The 15,901-nt window shown below is 58.2% G+C and carries 15 protein-coding genes and 2 pseudogenes; 10 read left to right on the top strand and 7 right to left on the bottom strand.

Going from position 1 to position 15,901, the window contains the following annotated elements:
- Positions 1 to 267: 267 nt before the first annotated feature.
- Entirely contained in the window at positions 268 to 1,236 is a 969-nt protein-coding gene (locus tag KW837_RS23060; RefSeq protein ID WP_123501008.1) for a LysR family transcriptional regulator, read from the top strand.
- Between the two features lie 17 nt (positions 1,237 to 1,253).
- Here the strand turns inward: KW837_RS23060 and KW837_RS23055 are convergent, their stop codons facing one another.
- Positions 1,254 to 2,042 (bottom strand): hypothetical protein, encoded by a 789-nt coding sequence (locus KW837_RS23055; RefSeq protein WP_218398731.1) that lies wholly within the window; start codon positions 2,040 to 2,042, stop codon positions 1,254 to 1,256.
- Entirely contained in the window at positions 2,039 to 3,376 is a 1,338-nt protein-coding gene (locus tag KW837_RS23050; RefSeq protein WP_218398730.1) for a hypothetical protein, read from the bottom strand. The genes KW837_RS23055 and KW837_RS23050 overlap by 4 nt, the downstream gene beginning before the upstream one ends.
- Here KW837_RS23050 and KW837_RS23045 point away from each other — a divergent pair.
- The 3 genes from KW837_RS23045 (at position 3,363) to KW837_RS23035 (ending at position 5,518) form a co-directional block, all read left to right on the top strand.
- A complete protein-coding gene (locus KW837_RS23045; RefSeq protein ID WP_218398729.1) occupies positions 3,363 to 3,599 on the top strand; it encodes a hypothetical protein in 237 nt (78 codons plus the stop codon). The genes KW837_RS23050 and KW837_RS23045 overlap by 14 nt on opposite strands.
- 298 nt (positions 3,600 to 3,897) lie before the next feature.
- Entirely contained in the window at positions 3,898 to 4,275 is a 378-nt protein-coding gene (locus tag KW837_RS23040) for a DUF6124 family protein (RefSeq protein ID WP_123501000.1), read from the top strand.
- 268 nt (positions 4,276 to 4,543) lie between these two features.
- Entirely contained in the window at positions 4,544 to 5,518 is a 975-nt protein-coding gene (locus KW837_RS23035) for a D-glycerate dehydrogenase (protein ID WP_063341505.1), read from the top strand.
- Positions 5,519 to 5,847: 329 nt separating this feature from the next.
- Here the strand turns inward: KW837_RS23035 and KW837_RS23030 are convergent, their stop codons facing one another.
- Positions 5,848 to 6,750, bottom strand: a complete 903-nt coding sequence (locus KW837_RS23030; RefSeq protein ID WP_218398728.1) for a DMT family transporter — start codon at positions 6,748 to 6,750, stop codon at positions 5,848 to 5,850.
- A gap of 255 nt (positions 6,751 to 7,005) precedes the next feature.
- On the opposite strand from KW837_RS23030, the gene KW837_RS23025 reads away from it, so the two are divergent.
- The gene (locus KW837_RS23025) at positions 7,006 to 7,923 is read left to right on the top strand and encodes an AraC family transcriptional regulator (protein ID WP_218398727.1); all 918 of its coding nucleotides are present in this window, start codon (positions 7,006 to 7,008) and stop codon (positions 7,921 to 7,923) included.
- A gap of 26 nt (positions 7,924 to 7,949) precedes the next feature.
- Positions 7,950 to 8,187, top strand: a pseudogene (locus tag KW837_RS23020) (TonB-dependent receptor domain-containing protein); the annotation flags it as partial.
- Between the two features lie 174 nt (positions 8,188 to 8,361).
- On the opposite strand, the gene KW837_RS23015 reads toward KW837_RS23020, so the two are convergent.
- The gene (locus KW837_RS23015; RefSeq protein ID WP_008070486.1) at positions 8,362 to 8,769 is read right to left on the bottom strand and encodes an HPF/RaiA family ribosome-associated protein; all 408 of its coding nucleotides are present in this window, start codon (positions 8,767 to 8,769) and stop codon (positions 8,362 to 8,364) included.
- 216 nt (positions 8,770 to 8,985) lie between these two features.
- Positions 8,986 to 9,933 (bottom strand): LysR substrate-binding domain-containing protein, encoded by a 948-nt coding sequence (locus KW837_RS23010; RefSeq protein WP_123496709.1) that lies wholly within the window; start codon positions 9,931 to 9,933, stop codon positions 8,986 to 8,988.
- Positions 9,934 to 10,068: 135 nt separating this feature from the next.
- Here KW837_RS23010 and KW837_RS23005 point away from each other — a divergent pair, with 135 nt between their 5' ends.
- The 3 genes from KW837_RS23005 (at position 10,069) to KW837_RS22995 (ending at position 13,497) form a co-directional block, all read left to right on the top strand.
- Complete coding sequence (locus tag KW837_RS23005; RefSeq protein WP_218398726.1) at positions 10,069 to 11,445, top strand: L-serine ammonia-lyase; 1,377 nt, start codon at positions 10,069 to 10,071, stop codon at positions 11,443 to 11,445.
- A 78-nt stretch (positions 11,446 to 11,523) separates the two neighbouring features.
- Positions 11,524 to 12,825 (top strand): serine/threonine transporter, encoded by a 1,302-nt coding sequence (locus tag KW837_RS23000; RefSeq protein ID WP_218398725.1) that lies wholly within the window; start codon positions 11,524 to 11,526, stop codon positions 12,823 to 12,825.
- Between the two features lie 354 nt (positions 12,826 to 13,179).
- Positions 13,180 to 13,497 (top strand): DUF3509 domain-containing protein, encoded by a 318-nt coding sequence (locus KW837_RS22995; RefSeq protein WP_123496706.1) that lies wholly within the window; start codon positions 13,180 to 13,182, stop codon positions 13,495 to 13,497.
- On the opposite strand, the gene KW837_RS22990 is transcribed toward KW837_RS22995, so the two are convergent.
- Positions 13,494 to 13,994 carry a phosphate-starvation-inducible protein PsiE gene (locus KW837_RS22990; RefSeq protein WP_007903272.1) on the bottom strand — a complete coding sequence of 167 codons (501 nt, stop codon included), beginning with the start codon at positions 13,992 to 13,994 and terminating at the stop codon, positions 13,494 to 13,496. The two genes, KW837_RS22995 and KW837_RS22990, sit on opposite strands and share 4 nt — an antisense overlap.
- 359 nt (positions 13,995 to 14,353) lie before the next feature.
- On the opposite strand from KW837_RS22990, the pseudogene KW837_RS22985 reads away from it, so the two are divergent.
- Positions 14,354 to 14,608 (top strand): annotated as a pseudogene (locus tag KW837_RS22985) (YebG family protein); the annotation flags it as partial.
- A gap of 177 nt (positions 14,609 to 14,785) precedes the next feature.
- Here the strand turns inward: KW837_RS22985 and KW837_RS22980 are convergent.
- Entirely contained in the window at positions 14,786 to 15,895 is a 1,110-nt protein-coding gene (locus KW837_RS22980; protein WP_218398724.1) for a dihydrolipoamide acetyltransferase family protein, read from the bottom strand.
- Positions 15,896 to 15,901 lie beyond the last annotated feature (6 nt).

Genomic DNA, 15,901 nt, shown 5'->3' with positions numbered 1-15,901 from the left:
TAGGGGGAGATCCTGTAGGAGCGAGGCTTGCCCGCGAAGGCATCCTCACAGGCACCATGTTGTCGCTTGATAAGACGCCTTCGCGGGCAAGCCTCGCTCCTACATGGGACCGGCGCAATTCTAGGGGTGGGCCTTGTTGGCGATAAGCCGGGATTTTTGTGAATCTTTGTTACCGTTAACGCGATAATCCCTTGGTCTCGTCTTTAGTCGCCTGTAAAGAATCAGCAACTTCGTGTCACAATTTGCCATTCGCCAAGAGAGCACCCCATGGACACTTTGCAAAACATGCGCGCCTTCAGTTACGTGGCCGAGGCCGGCAGCTTCACCGCCGCCGCCGTGCAACTCGACACCACCACGGCCAACGTCTCGCGCGCGGTCTCCAACCTGGAAGCCCACCTGCAAACCCGCCTGCTCAACCGCACCACCCGCCGCATCGCCCTGACCGAGGCCGGCAAGCGCTATCTATTGCGTTGCGAGCAGATCCTGGCCTACGTCGAAGAAGCCGAAGCCGAGGCCAGCGACGCCCACGCGCGCCCGGCCGGGCAACTCAAGGTGCATACCATGACCGGCATCGGTCAGCACTTCGTAATCGACGCCATCGCCCGCTACCGCAAAACCCACCCGGACGTGACCTTCGACCTGACCATGGCCAACCGCGTGCCGGATCTGCTCAACGAGGGCTACGACGTGTCCATCGTGCTTGCCAGCGAACTGCCGGACTCGGGCTTCGTCTCCCAGCGTTTGGGCATCACCTACAGCATCGTTTGCGCGTCGCCCGCCTATGTAAAAGCCAACGGCTGCGCGCACAAACCCAGCGATTTGCTCAACCACGCCTGCCTGCGCCTGGTGAGCCCGGTCATCCCGCTGGAGAAATGGGCCTTCGATGGCCCTGACGGCCAGGAAATGGTCACCATCAACAGCTCACCGTTTTTGGTGAACTCCGCTGATGCGATGAAGACTGCAATCACCAGCGGCATGGGGGTTGGCGTTTTACCGGTGTACGCGGCGATAGAAGGGCTGCGCAACGGCACGTTGGTGCGGGTGATGCCGAACTATCGCTCACAGGAATTGAATCTGTATGCGATCTACCCGTCGCGGCAGTATCTGGATGCGAAGATCAAGACGTGGGTGGAATACTTGCGCGGGTCGTTGCCGGAGATATTGGCGGCGCATCAGGCGGAATTGGCGGCGTATGAGTTGAGTGGGAGTTTGGGTGGGGCGCGGTTGGCGAATTGAGGTGTGTGGACTGCGGGTTAGCCCAGCAGTCCAGCGTACGTTCCGCAGAGCCAATACGCACAAAGGCCAACAATTGAATAGGCAAACATCAGATTGGGAATGACGACCCAGCGTCGTAGGTGTAAAGGAAAGTGCTTTATTTCATCGATACAATGCGGGTCGCTTTTCAGCAGGAATGCATCATCCTCACGAAGCATGGTCGAGAGATGAGTCAAGCGGTAATGACGCCCGTACAGACCATCCCCCATGACCCGACGGTTGCGCCCAACGAAGTAAGAGTCGTTGAGGTGAAATTCGAGTTCTTCGAGTTTAAAAAAACAGATGTACACACGCAGCAGCGAAACGATAGAAACCAGGGCGAAAAAGCCGATCAGGATGGCTGTGTAGAGTAGTTTCAGGTCACTCATCGGGTTTGAAATTGTCGTACGCAAAGACACAAAACCACTCCAAAGCAACAGTAGTCCAGCGCTGACGACCGCAATCCGCATCATTTTTTTTGGAGTTTCAGCCCATTTTCTCAGACGCGCCGGCAAGATTTCAGCCTCCATAAACGCATACGGGTCCAACATCTGATGTTGATAGAAACTGCCCGTTAAAGCGCCAATCAACCTAAGTCTGTTCATCCGTCCAAACGGGCCGTCACCCGCCGTGTTTCGATTGATACTCACCAAATGAGACGCGTTGAAGTGACCTTCAATTTGGTCGAGTTTGAAGTAGGCGCCCAATAATAAGAGGGTCTGACTGAGCAAAATCATCAGAAAAACAAGTACCCAACCAATCAAATGCACATTCTCAGCGCCACTCATGGTTGTGTGAGCTCATATATTTTTTCACCTATTTCTCCGCCAATTTCTGAGCCTTTGGTTCCCGTCGCACTGGCGACAGCACCCGACACCAGCAGCGCACAAACGATTCCACCAACACCCAATGTCTCCACACCTATTGCCGCGCACACTCCATATTTCAGTGCGCTACTCGCTACATATCCGGCGGCAACACCTCCGCTAATACTTCCTGCCAACTTGCCTCCCTCTACGAATCTAGCTTGGGAGCATTCATCCTTGCTTCCACTGCGACAGGCTTCATCAACTCTCATCGCCGCCGCCCCCATCGCCAATCCAATACCAACATAGCCTCCTGCCTTCAAGTACTTCACCGCTCTGGATACGCCCTGAATATTCGTTGCATAGCCCGGCAGTTGGGTAGGGGCGCCAGCCTTGTTCCAATGGTGAATTGTTCTGCGAGTAGAAAGACCCAATGCTCGTTTAAGCCTGGGATGATCAGGAATGCCTGTGCCTTTACGTACCAGCGGGCCAAGGCTGGCATTGATCTTTGCCATCATCCGTTTGCGATGGGTAAAGAAATCCCTCGATCGCAAGTGGCCGTGCTGACGGTATTGTTGCTGATGCAGTTTCTCTAACTCGATGAGCGTACCTTTGAGGTTTTCCAGGTGTTGGCCGACCATGAAGGACGCCACACCCAACGACCCCGCCGACACCTCCAAAAACGGCTCAATCACTTCATGATTTTCGACCATGAACGAAGCCTCTTCTTCGCTCAGGTCCTTAAGCGCTTCGTTGACCTTCTGCGCCGCGATCATCATTTGCGCCTCTTCGCGGCGGCACATGTAATGCCGTGAATCGCTGAAAATCACCATTTGCCCCGGTTTCACCCGCTCACCGAGATGGCGATTGAGCGAGCGGAATTCCCGGCGCAGCGCATCGCTTGGCGGGTTTTCGTACAGTGAGCGCTCAAGGGCTTCGAGGGTCATGGGCTGCTGAATGATGTAGAAGCCCGACTCCACGGGTTTGGGCAGAGCGAAGGCGTGTTCTTCGACCAGATGTTGCGCCGGTGGTGGTTCGGGTTTGAAGGCATTCCATGAAGCACCGCCGTTATCGGGATCGATGCGGGGCGTCACCATGACCCAATCGCCGTTGCTAACAGCGTTGATGAGTTTCTGCTGGTTGGCGGCCTGCATGTAGTTGGAGCGGTTGGCGTCGATCGCGCCAAGCAGATCGTCGAAGCCCTGCAGGTCGTAGGGATAGCTCAGGGCCTGGCGCAGGTCGGTGACGGCTTGATGGCTGTCTAGCACCTGGCCGTGTTGGCCGGCGAGTTGGTTTTGGGGGATGAGTCTGGTCACGCTCGCGTCCCGTTCCTTGGAAATGGGAGACTTTGGCGAGTGGACTCAAGGGGGGATGCCGGGCGAATCGCTTTTGCGTGTAGGGGAAGTCCGAGTTTTCATGATGGCGACACTGTCGGTGCTGCCGAAGGGGTGTGATCTTTCCGTCTTTACGTCATTGATAGCGCCGGAAGATCAAAAAATCGCAGCCTTCGGCAGGTCCTACAGAAGGGGTGATTTTTGAGGATGTTTCCCACAGGTTTTGACGGTTGTTGCTTCGGAAACGAAATGGGTAGGCTTTGGGGGTCGCTGCAAAATCAGCGATCAGGTCTGGAAACCTGACAGCCTTCATCACACGTCATGGCATACTGCGGCGCTTTTTTCTGCACGCAATTCCTTGTTATGGCGGCTGTGCGCGGGAGACCTTCGGGTCTGCCGGGTTTGATGGTGGTCCGGTTTTCCAGTCCGTGCACAGCTGCCACCCTTTCGTCTGGAAAGCGAAAGATGGCGGCTCCACTTCATCACCATTGAGTAACTTCCGCATGATTAAAGAAACACCGAACCCTCCTGAAACCGACGACGTTTCCCCCTACGAATCCCTCGATTCAAAAAAGCTCCACGAAGCCGCTAACCGCGCGCTCGATCACTACCTCAATCCAGCCGCTCTCAAATCCCCCGTGGCTCGCAAGCCAAGCACGATGTATATGGTTGCGCCGGATATCAAAGACGAAGACCTGTTGGCCCACACCTGTGAATCGTTGGCCCAGGCCAGTGTGATGGCGACTGATTTTGCGGGGTATCTGGAAGGACCGCATCGGAATACGGCCATGGCGATTCAGCAGATCGTCATGCTGGCCGAGCTGGCGGTGAACCGGATGCTGGATAACCTCAACGTACCCAAACCCGCGCCACACAGCTGACCCCTTGTAGGAGCGAGGCTTGCCCGCGAAGGCTTTCTCACATTTCAACATTGAGGTCGCCTGACACACCGCCATCGCGAGCAGGCTCGCTCCCACAGTTGAGCCGTGTACATCTGCAAGAAATTGGTTGGCTGTGAGGCCGCCTTCGCGGGCAAGCCTCGCTCCTACAGGTTTGGATGGCGTATACCCGGCAATCCGAGCGCTCGCATAATGTCCGAGAAGAATGTTAGCGTGCTTGGCATTCTCCAAGCCCGACGAGCCGCCTCCAATGAAAAAAACCGTCCTCGCCTTCAGCCGTATCACCCCACCGATGATCGAACGTCTGCAACAAGACTTCGACGTGATCGTGCCGAACCCGAAAAACGGCGACATCAATGCCCAATTCAATGAGGCCCTGCCCCACGCCCACGGCCTGATCGGCGTCGGCCGCAAACTCGGTCGCGCGCAGCTGGAAAACGCCAGCAAACTGGAAGTGGTCTCCAGCGTCTCCGTTGGCTACGACAACTACGACCTCGCCTACTTCAACGAACGCGGGATCATGCTCACCAACACCCCCGACGTCCTCACCGAAAGCACCGCCGACCTGGCCTTCGCGTTGCTCATGAGCAGCGCCCGCCGCGTCGCCGAACTGGATGCCTGGACCAAGGCCGGCCAATGGCAAGCCACCGTCGGCGCGCCGTTGTTCGGTAGCGATGTGCATGGCAAAACCTTAGGGATTGTCGGCATGGGCAACATCGGCGCGGCCATCGCCCGTCGCGGTCGGTTGGGCTTCAACATGCCGATTATCTACAGCGGCAACAGCCGCAAGACCGAACTGGAACAGGAGCTCGGTGCGCAGTTTCGCAGCCTCGACCAGTTGCTGGCCGAAGCCGATTTCGTCTGCCTGGTGGTGCCGCTCAGCGAAAAAACCAGGCACCTGATCAGCCACCGTGAACTGGCGCTGATGAAACCGAGCGCCATTCTGGTGAACATCGCCCGCGGCCCCGTAGTGGACGAACCGGCGCTGATCGAAGCGCTGCAAAACAACCGGATTCGCGGCGCCGGGCTGGACGTCTACGAGAAAGAACCGCTGGCCGAGTCGCCATTGTTCCAACTGAAAAACGCCGTGACATTGCCGCACATTGGCTCGGCGACCCACGAAACCCGTGAAGCCATGGCCAACCGTGCCTTGGCCAACTTGCGCAGTGCCTTGTTGGGTGAGCGGCCGCAAGATCTGGTGAACCCACAAGTTTGGAAAGGCTGACGAAATAAGGGCAGGCGGTTCAAACGCCTGCCCACTCGTTACACAACGTGCAGACGAAAAAACCTAGCGCTATGGACCAATGCCAGTCAGTTAAGGCGCAGAACCTGTGGGAGCGGGCTTGCTCGCGAAGACGGCGGCACAGTCAACATTGATGTTGCCTGATACACCGCTTTCGCGAGCAAGCCCGCTCCCACAGGTTCCGCGCCTTAACTGACTGGCATTGAGCGCTATGGATTCTCCTTACTTACCCCCCTGCGGATAATGAGTATGGAGAATATGGGCGTTGAGGATCGAGCGCGGAGTAATACGCGGTCAATCTTTGAAAAGCATCAGGCAAATTTGCCGGTCCCCTGCACGATCGGCGCCTTGGGTTTACGGAACACCAGCACATTCCCCAACATCACCAACACCAGCCCCACCAGCGCCGGTGCCGTCCATTGATAGCCTTCGACAAACGCCGACACATTCAGCGCCACTACCGGAAAGAGTACGGTGCAGTACGCTGCCCGCTCCGGGCCCATGCGCCCGACCAGCGTCAGGTAGGCGGTGAAGCCGATCACCGAGCCCGGAATCACCAGGTACAGCAACGACCCGATGTAGCGGGCATTCCATTCCATGTCGAACGGGATGCCTTTGACCAGACACCACACCGTCAACATCGCCGCGCCGTAAGCCATGCCCCAGGCATTGGTGGTCAGGGGTTTCAGGCCGGCCTTCTGTTGCAGACTCGACAGCATGTTGCCGGCCGAGAAGCATAAGGTTCCGAGCAGCGCCAAGCCCAACCCGAGCATGGTTTCAGGGCTGGCGGTATGACCGGCCAGCTCTGGCCAGAACAACAGGCCCAATCCGAGCAAACCCAATGCACCGCCCATCAATACGTTGCGAGCGATTTTCTGACCGAAAAACACCCGTGCGTTGAAGGCATTCCAGAGGGTGGCGGTGGAAAACACCACGGCGACCAGACCGCTGGGAATCCATTGGCTGGCGGTAAGAAAGCACATGAAATTGATGCAGAACAGGCACAAGCCCTGCGCCAGGCAGATCAGATGTCCGCGACGGTTCATCACTTGCAGACGGCGGCTGAGCAGCAACATCACGAACAAGACCAATGCGGCAAGGCCGAAGCGATAAACGATCGACACTGGAATCGCCACCACGCCCAGTTGCCATTTCAAGGCAATCCAGGTGGTGCCCCAGATCAGCACGGTCAGTAGATACAACGAAATGTTCATGGTGAAGACTCCTGAATAGGCCTTCAGTGTCCGGCGCGAAACCCTTCTGCACTTGCATAAACTTGCGCTTTTGTCGGCCGGCGGGCTGGCAGGCCAACCTCTACGGAGTAGGATGCAAGGCGTTGGAGAGAACCGATCATGGCCGCACAAGTGTCCTGTCTCGCAAATACGTTCCTTTTTGACGAGGGGCTGTTGCCGTCAGGCAAGGCGCCGCGACGAGTCATAGCCCGCTATGGCGAGGAGCGGCAACGCAGCATGGCGGAAACAGACACCGTCAAAAGGGAACCGTATTTGCGAGACAGGACACTCGATACCCTGCAAGTCTTTCAAGCGCTTAACCGCTCGCCCAATGCTCGTCTGGAGCACAGCGCCGAGCTCGGTGACGGCATGGCCGCAGCTTTGTGGAACAACCACCACGATGCCCAGGATTACGAAGCGCCGAGCCATCACACCTTGTCTTGCTACATCGCTGGCGGTACCGGTACTTTTCGCCGCGACCAGCCCGGCACCAAGGGCGGCCCGGACAAGCTGTGCATTCTGCCGGCCGACCATCAGTCAGGCTGGGTAATCAACGGCGATATTCGCCTGGCCCACCTGTATTTCAGCCCCGAACAATTTGCCCTTGGTTGCGTCACGCTGCTGGATCGCGAACCTCGGGAATTGCAGCTGCGCGAGCGCACGTTCCTTGAAGACCCGCAGCAAGCCCGGCGCTTTCGGCAGTTGATCGCCCTCAACTGGGATGAGCCGGGCGAACGCCTGCTCACCAGCAGCCTGGCCCACGAAATGCTCAGCCATGCCCTGCTCAGCCAGGTCGGTGTGCGTGAGGGCTTGCGCCTCAAGGGTGGGTTGGCGGCGCATCAGCGGCGGCAGTTGGTGGAGTTCATCGATCATCAAATGGCCGAAGCCATCAGCCTTGGGCAATTGGCGGGGTTATGTGCGCTGTCCGAATATCACTTTGCGCGAATGTTCCGAGTGAGCTTCGGTTTGCCGCCGCATCAGTATGTGTTGGCTCGGCGACTGAGCCGCGCGCGGGAATTGTTGCGCACAACGTCGCAGCCGTTGGGGGATATTGCGTTGGCCTGTGGGTTTGCCAGTGCGAGTCATTTCACTAATCGGTTTCGCCAGGCTTTGGGCGGGACGCCCGGGGAATATCGGCAGGCGTTCTTGCGCTAGCGATGCAATCCAGTCGATTTTCGGTGACCGACAGCTGGAACCTCTACGCCAATACCGAAGCTTCATTTGGCAGCGTGTAGTACAGCCAGACGCCTAACCGGGTGACCAGCGGCGAAGTCAAACCGGAGAAGGCGCGCACCTGGAAGCTGGACCCGCTACGACAATGGCGCGTTGCGTGCCGAGATTGGCGCATTCCTGATCAATTTCGACAATCAGTATGAAAGCAATCAAGCCAATGACTATGTGATCGCCCGTGGCGAAACCGCGTTTTGATTACTACCCCGGTCTGAGGCAAGACACTTTGTGGCGAGGGAGCTTGCTCCCTCGCCACAGGTTTCCATGGAACCACAGGAGCCGGCAAACACCATAAACAAGAACGGGCCTGCATAAGCAGGCCCGTTTTTCAGGTGGAGAGAAAGTGAAAAAGTAAATCAGGCCTCAGCCGTTTTGTGCAGCCTGTTCGTTCTCGAGAAACTCGTCTTCCAGCAGCGCATCGGCCGTAGGCCTTTCGAACGGCACCACAGCGGCACGTGGTTTGCCCCGCAGTTTGCCGAACAGATGTTCAAGCGCATGTTCGAGTTTTTCAGCCGCACCGTCGATCGCCAGTTCCAGGTTAGCGGCTTTATGGGTAACAGAAATCGGTTGATGGCCTTTTGGCCGCGCTTCCAGCTGACAGCGCATATCGTGGGGACCGGGCTTGTCGCCGTTCTCGTCCCGCAGGTGGACCTCGACGCGGGTCAGGTCCTCTTCATAACGTTCGAGCGTGCTCTCAATGGTAGTACGTACCCACTCCTCCAGTCGGATGCTGCTTTGAATATGGTTATCGCTATTGACTTGGATTTGCATAGTTCATCCCTTATTTCAGCTAGCTCGCGAGAGGCCCTTCGGCTGGCCCTTGGGCTTCATCACCGTGACCTCTTGGTTACACAATCGGTGTGTGCGCAGAACATTTCAACCCCTAAAAAAAGATAAATATTCATTCGCAAAAAAAGCCGGACAACGGGTAAAAGCGCTGTTAATGTCGGGAGTTGGGTCGCCCCTGGCTGATGTTCCAGGCTGCTGTCACATCTGCTGCTCCGCCAGCGGATGCAGGCTACGAAATATCCCCGCTTCTTCCACCAGCCAGTCATGCACCGCGCGCACGCCCGGATGGCTCAGCGCGCCCGGCGCATAAAGCAGCACGTAACGCTTGTGATTGGGCACCGCCAGGCCAAACGGCACGATCAACGTCCCGCGCTCGAGTTCATCGTTGAGCAGCGTTCGTCGCGCAATCGCCACGCCCATCCCGGCAATCGCCGCTTCAATAGTCAGGTGATTGCGATTGAAGGTATGCCCGCGCCGCACATCCGCGCCCTCGAAGCCGATGGCGTTGAGGTAGAACTCCCATTCCGCGTATTCGTAACTGCCGCGCCAGGCGGTGATGTCGTGCAGCAACGGAAAATGCACCAGATCCGCCGGGCCGTGCAGTGGCGGCCTTGCGCGCAAAAGGCTCGGGGCGCACACCGGAAAGATCTGCTCATCCAACAAGGTTGTGGATAACAATCCCGGATAACTGCCGTCATTGAGGTCGATGGCCAAATCGAAGTCGCCCTCATGCAATGGCACGCTGCTGTCTTCTGCCACCAGCCGCAATTGAATGTCCGGAAAACGCTGCTGCAAACGCGGCAACCTGGGGGTCAACCACTTGCTCAGGAACGATGGAATCGAGCGCAATCGCAAAATCCCGCTGATCATTCCCGCATCCAGTCGTCGCAATTCCGCATCGATGCTGCCGTAGGCTTCGTTGACGGTGATAGCCAATCGCTGGCCTTCAGCGCTCAACTCCACACCCCGGGCGCGACGATGAAACAGGCGAAAACCTAGCCGCTCTTCCAGTTGGCGAATTTGCTGACTGACCGCACCCGGCGTGATGTGCAGCTCTTCGGCGCAACGGGTGAAGGACAAGTGCCGCGCGGCACACGAAAACACGTGCAGCCAAACGTAGGTCTGGGCGTGCAATTGGCGACTCATTGTTTAGTCCTGCTAAAGGCTGTCTTAGGAAGTTTCGTTGGTCACGTAGGACCGAGGTTGGCAGTATCGCCCACCTTGCGCTTGGCCTACAAAAATGGCGGCGATTTCTCTTCCATTGCTTGTATAGGCTTTAGCATGGCTATCAGTGTTTTCGATCTCTTCAAAGTTGGCATCGGTCCGTCCAGCTCCCATACCGTCGGCCCGATGCGCGCCGCCGCGACCTTCGCCCAGGCACTGATTGACCAACATTTGCTGGCCGACGTACGGCGGGTAGAAATCCGCCTCTATGGCTCCCTTTCGGCCACTGGCGTCGGTCACGCCACCGACCGTGCCTGCGTTATGGGCCTGATGGGCGAATGGCCAGACAGCATTGATCCGAACTCAATCGACAGCCGAATCCAAACCTTGCGTGAAACCGGCGAACTGAGTCTGGCCGGCAAGTCGACTATTGCCTTCAACTGGCAGCGCGATCTCCTGCTGCTGGACGAGAGCTTGCCCTACCACCCCAACGCGATGTCTCTGACAGCCTTCGGCGAAACCGGTGAGCTGTTCGAGCAGACGTACTACTCGGTGGGTGGTGGTTTCATCATCGAAGCAGCAGAAGCCGAGTCCGGCATTGCGCCAGCCAGCGATGTGGTGCTGCCCTACGATTTTTCCAGTGCCGCCGAGTTGCTCAAGCTCTGCAACCAGCACGGTCTGCGGGTTTCCGAGCTGATGATGGCCAACGAACGGGTCTGGCGCAGCGACGCCGAGATCCGCCAGGGCTTGCTGCATATCTGGTCGGTGATGCGCGAGTGCGTCGAGCAAGGTTTGCGTCACGAAGGCATTCTGCCCGGGGGTCTGAATGTTCCGCGCCGCGCCGCGAAATTGCACCGCAGCCTGTTGGAAATCGGCAAACCGAATGTCATCAGTTCCACCCTGTCAGCCATGGAGTGGGTCAACCTGTTCGCCCTCGCCGTGAACGAAGAGAACGCGGCTGGCGGACGCATGGTGACCGCGCCTACAAACGGGGCGGCGGGGATCATTCCCGCCGTGCTGCACTACTACATGAAATTCAACCCGGACGCGTCGGACGATGACGTCGTGGCGTTCTTTTTGGGCGCTGCCGCTGTAGGCATTCTCTGCAAGAAAAACGCCTCGATCTCCGGCGCCGAAGTCGGCTGCCAGGGTGAAGTCGGTTCCGCCTGCGCCATGGCCGCCGCCGGCCTGGCCGACATACTCGGAGCGACTCCCGAGCAACTGGAAAACGCCGCCGAAATCGGCCTGGAACACAACCTCGGCCTGACCTGCGACCCCGTCGGCGGTCTGGTGCAGGTGCCGTGCATCGAGCGCAACGCAATTGCTGCCGTGAAGGCGATCAACGCCACGCAAATGGCCCTGCGCGGTGACGGCAAACACTTCATTTCCCTGGACCGGGTGATCCGCACCATGCGCGATACCGGCGCCGACATGCACGACAAATACAAAGAAACTTCACGGGGCGGCCTGGCGGTGAGCTGGGTGGAGTGCTGAGGAGCACTCCGAAGCAGGTGCCTGCCTGACCGTCCGCAACACGTGAGCCCGAGCAAGAATAATAACGAGGCGAAAACGATGACCGAAATACGTACACCTGCTGCCGATAATCCTGCTGTAGATCTGACCCGCAATAGCGAAATAACCCACAAAGGCTGGAGCAAACACGACACCACCTGGATGCTTGGCCTCTATGGCACGGCGATTGGCGCCGGCACGTTGTTCCTGCCGATCAACGCCGGTGTCGGTGGTTTCTGGCCGCTGCTGCTCCTGGCGGTACTGGCCTTTCCGATGACCTTCTTCGCCCACCGTGGCCTGACGCGTTTCGTGCTGTCCGGGCGTTCCGGGGACATTACCGAAGTGGTGGAAGAACACTTCGGCGTCGGCGCCGGCAAGCTGATCACGCTGCTGTATTTCTTCGCGATCTTCCCGATTCTGCTGGTGTACAGCGTGGCGCTGACCAACACCCTGAGCAGCCTCATGGAGCACCAGTTGCACATGACGCCGCCCCCTCGGGCGATTCTGTCGCTGGGGCTGATTCTCGGCTTGATGGCGATCGTGCGTTGCGGTCAGAGCGTCATCGTCAAATGCATGAGCGTGCTGGTTTACCCGTTCGTCGCGGCATTGCTGCTGCTCGGCGTCAGCCTGATTCCAAACTGGAACGGCGCGTTCTTCGCTACCGCCAGTGAAGGCATGCCGCTGCCGCTGTTCTTCAAGACTTTGTGGCTGGCGATTCCGGTGATGGTGTTCTCGTTCAACCATTCGCCGATCATCTCGGCCTTCGCCGTCGATCAGAAACAGCGTTACGGCGAACAAGCCGAACGCAAAAGCAGCGGCATTCTCGCGATCGCTCACGCCATGATGGTCGTCACGGTGATGTTCTTTTGCTTCAGCTGCGTGCTGGCGTTGTCCCCGGCTGATTTGGCCGCTGCGAAGGCGCAGAACATTTCGATCCTGTCGTACCTGGCCAACCACTTCCAGACACCGGTCATCGCTTATGCCGCACCGTTGATTGCGCTGGTAGCGATCACCAAATCCTTCCTCGGCCATTACATCGGCGCCAGCGAAGGCTTTCAGGGCCTGATCGTGAAAAGCCTGCGTGGCCGTGGTCGCGTCATGTCCGCCCGTTGGCTGAACCGCATTACTGCGCTGTTCATGATCCTCAGCTGCTGGGCCGTGGCGACCTTCAATCCGAGCATCCTGGGCATGATCGAAACCCTCGGCGGGCCGATCATCGCGTGCCTGTTGTTCCTGATGCCGATGTACGCCATCCGCCGCGTGCCGGCCTTGCGCCAGTACTCGAATCAGGCCTCGAACGTGTTCGTGGTGTTGATCGGTTTGATTGCACTGTCTGCGATCATCTACTCGTTCATGCCCTGAAACGGGCAGGCAAAAAGAAGGCAGGCCAGAGTGCCTAATGCCGGTCAGTCAAGCGAGCAAACCGCTTTTCGTAGGAGCCAGGCTTGCCGGCGAAGGCGTCCTTGAGTGCGCTTTCGCCGGCAAGCCTGGCTCCTACAGGTCCGAGTTGTCCTTGACTGACCGGCATTAGCCAGAGTGCTCGCCACTTTTTTGCCGTATCCATTGTCCGACAGTTTTTCCGGCATGCACCTTGCTACATCCCTTACGCGGCACGGATGAAAGCACATGAACATGGAAGGCCGATGGTCTGGTGTTGCGAACTAATCCCGATCACGGCCGTCAACAACTGCACGTTCAATCAGGCGGTGACGCATTATGGACAATCCTTTTCAGCTCATTACCGATGCCTTTGCACCGGATTATCAAGTCAACCTGAGCATTCAGGGGCTGGACGGCAGCATCATGCTGACCCTCTCCAAAAGTGGTCGCGTGGTGGCCAAACGGATGATCAGCGCCGAACAACGCAATGATCCCAAGCGCCTCAAACGCCTGGTGCAAAGCATTCAATTCGGCATCGCCATCGAACAAGGCCACAGCGCCGTGGCCATCCTCGAAGCCATGACCGACGGCGACAATCGTAACCCGCCGCCGCCCTTGGTCAAATCCCGGCCCCGACCTTCAATGGGGCTTTAAATCTCGCCCTTCTCCACTTCGGGATGCTCGCCGGAACCCGCACCGATCTTGCGTTGCGGGTGTTCGATCTTCACTGAAGGGAACTGCGACGAGGCGTAACGCACCACCAGAATCGCAAACGCCAGCAGCAGAATCCCGCCGCACAGATAGATGATCCCAAGGTCCGGCGGATTGTGGTGCGAGACGTTGGAGATCAGCAGCCGCGTCAGCGCGGTGATCGCCACATAGATCAGGAAACGCACCGGCATGTGGTTGGTCTTGAAGTAAATCCCGACCATCGCCCCCAGTTCCAGGTAGATGAACAGCAGCAAGATGTCATCGATCTTGATGTGCCCCTGTTCGAGCATTCCGAGGAATTCCATCACCGCCGCCCACGCGGTCACCGCACCGATGGCGAACAGCGCCAGGTAGTGGAAGGTCTCGACGAACAGGTTGCCCAGGGACTCGGCCAGTTGGTGCACGTTCTGCCGCAGGTTCTCGGCCCAGTTGATTTTCACTTTGATTGTTCCTTAGCTCGGTTCGAGCGGATGATGCGCGTTGGACGTGACGGTTGTTCTGCATGCAGAAAAAAGGCCAGAGGCTGTTGGGTGAGATAGCGATGGGCTGCTACTGGACACTTTTGTGGTGCTTTTGCCGGCCTATTCGCGAGCAAGCCCGCTCCCACAAGGGACAGCGCATATCCTGTGGGAGCGGGCTTGCTCGCGAATAGGGACAACACGGTTCACCTGACAACCCCTGAATTCGGTCTACATTAAAAAGCCACTACCCAAAGCGCAGGGATTCGCTTATCCTTTTCGCTGTATATAAATACAGTAGTCGAAACAGACAACTAATGTGAAGGCATGTGAGGTGGTGAATGGCCGTCGAAGTGGTATACCGCAGCAGCCGAGATCTGGAGCGCTTGTTCATGGATAAAGCCGAAGCTGACCGTCATGACAAAATGCTCGAACTGGCCGAATTGCTGGCTGAAGTGTTGCAAAAAGCCGTTCCGTCCCTGACCGAACAGCAAGTGGAAGAAGCCGGGATCTACATGGCGAAGAACCGTGATGTATTCGCCAAGGCATTCAAGAGCCAGCCGGACGCACTGTCTGAACTGTTGAATGCACCCGCCGAAGCCATTGAACCTGTTAAAGCCACTGAACCTGTTGAAGTAGCTGCACCAGTTGAAGTAGCGGGCGCTGAGCCGACCAAGCCAGCCAAAGCCGCCAAGACACCCAAGTAAGCAATGCCCGAATTGAATAGGCCCTGAGTCAAATGGCTCAGGGCCTTTTTCATGCCTGCGGGAAATCTAGACCTCGGGTTGTTCCAGCGCCTCGACCAACGCTTTGAAGAACCGCGCCGCCTCGCCGCCGGTGACCACGCGGTGATCGAAAGTCAGGGACAGCGGCAGGATCGGATGCACCACCACCGCGCCCTCGACCGCCACCGGTTCATCGCGGATCGCCCCGGCGGCGAGGATCGCCACTTGCGGCGGCACCACTACCGGGTTGGCGTAGCGGCCGAACAAGGTGCCGAAGTTCGACAGGGTCAGGGTCGCACCCATCATTTCCTGGGGCGGGATCGAGCGCGCCTGCACGTCGGCCCGCAGACGCATCACACCTTCTTTCAAATCCGCCGCCGTGCGCTGACCGACATCGCGCAGCACCGGCACGAACAAGCCGTCCGGCGTATCCACGGCAATGCCCAGATCGAGTCGTTCGTGTTGCTTGAGCGCCAGGGTTTTGCCGTCAAAGGCGCTGTTGAGCACCGGTTCCACCGCGCAGGCCGCCGCCATCGCCTTGGCCAGGCGAATCAGCGGTTCTCGCGCCTGCCCCCAGCGATACAGATCGGCATCACCGAAAATCGTCACCGGCACCACTTCGGCATGGGACCTGGCCATGTTCAGCGCCATGCTGCGTCGCACCCCGCGCAGCTTCTCGCCGCCGAAGCGTTCGCGTTCCGTCTGGGCTGCGTTTTCCACGTCACTGCGGGTGATCTGGCCGTCCTGGCCGGAGCCGGCCAAGGCGCTCAGTTCAACACCGAGTTGCCGAGCCAGTTGACGCACCGCCGGCGTGGCACGGTTCGCCAGGTGCTCACGAGTCGAAGGCGCAGCGCCGATGAAAAATGCATCCTCCTGATTCGTGCCGCCGCCCTCAAGCCGACCGACCACGGTGCCCGCATCCGCGTCGCCTTCGTAACCGAGCAGAGGTTCGCCAACGTGAAGGATGTCGCCCTCGCCACCAAAGGTTTTTGCCACCACACCGTCGTAGGGTGCGGGAATGTCCACCAGCGCCTTGGCGGTTTCCACCGACACCAGCAGTTGATCGGCCTTGACGGTATCGCCGACCTTGACGTGCCAACGGACGATTTCCGCTTCCTGCAAGCCTTCGCCCAGATCCGGCAGTTTGAAATATTTCATCGCAAC

This window comes from Pseudomonas sp. PDM24, assembly GCF_019218905.1.
In the GTDB taxonomy this organism is placed as follows: domain Bacteria; phylum Pseudomonadota; class Gammaproteobacteria; order Pseudomonadales; family Pseudomonadaceae; genus Aquipseudomonas.
Note: the sequence above shows the minus strand (reverse complement) of the source record. Positions and strands in the feature narration are given on the sequence as shown.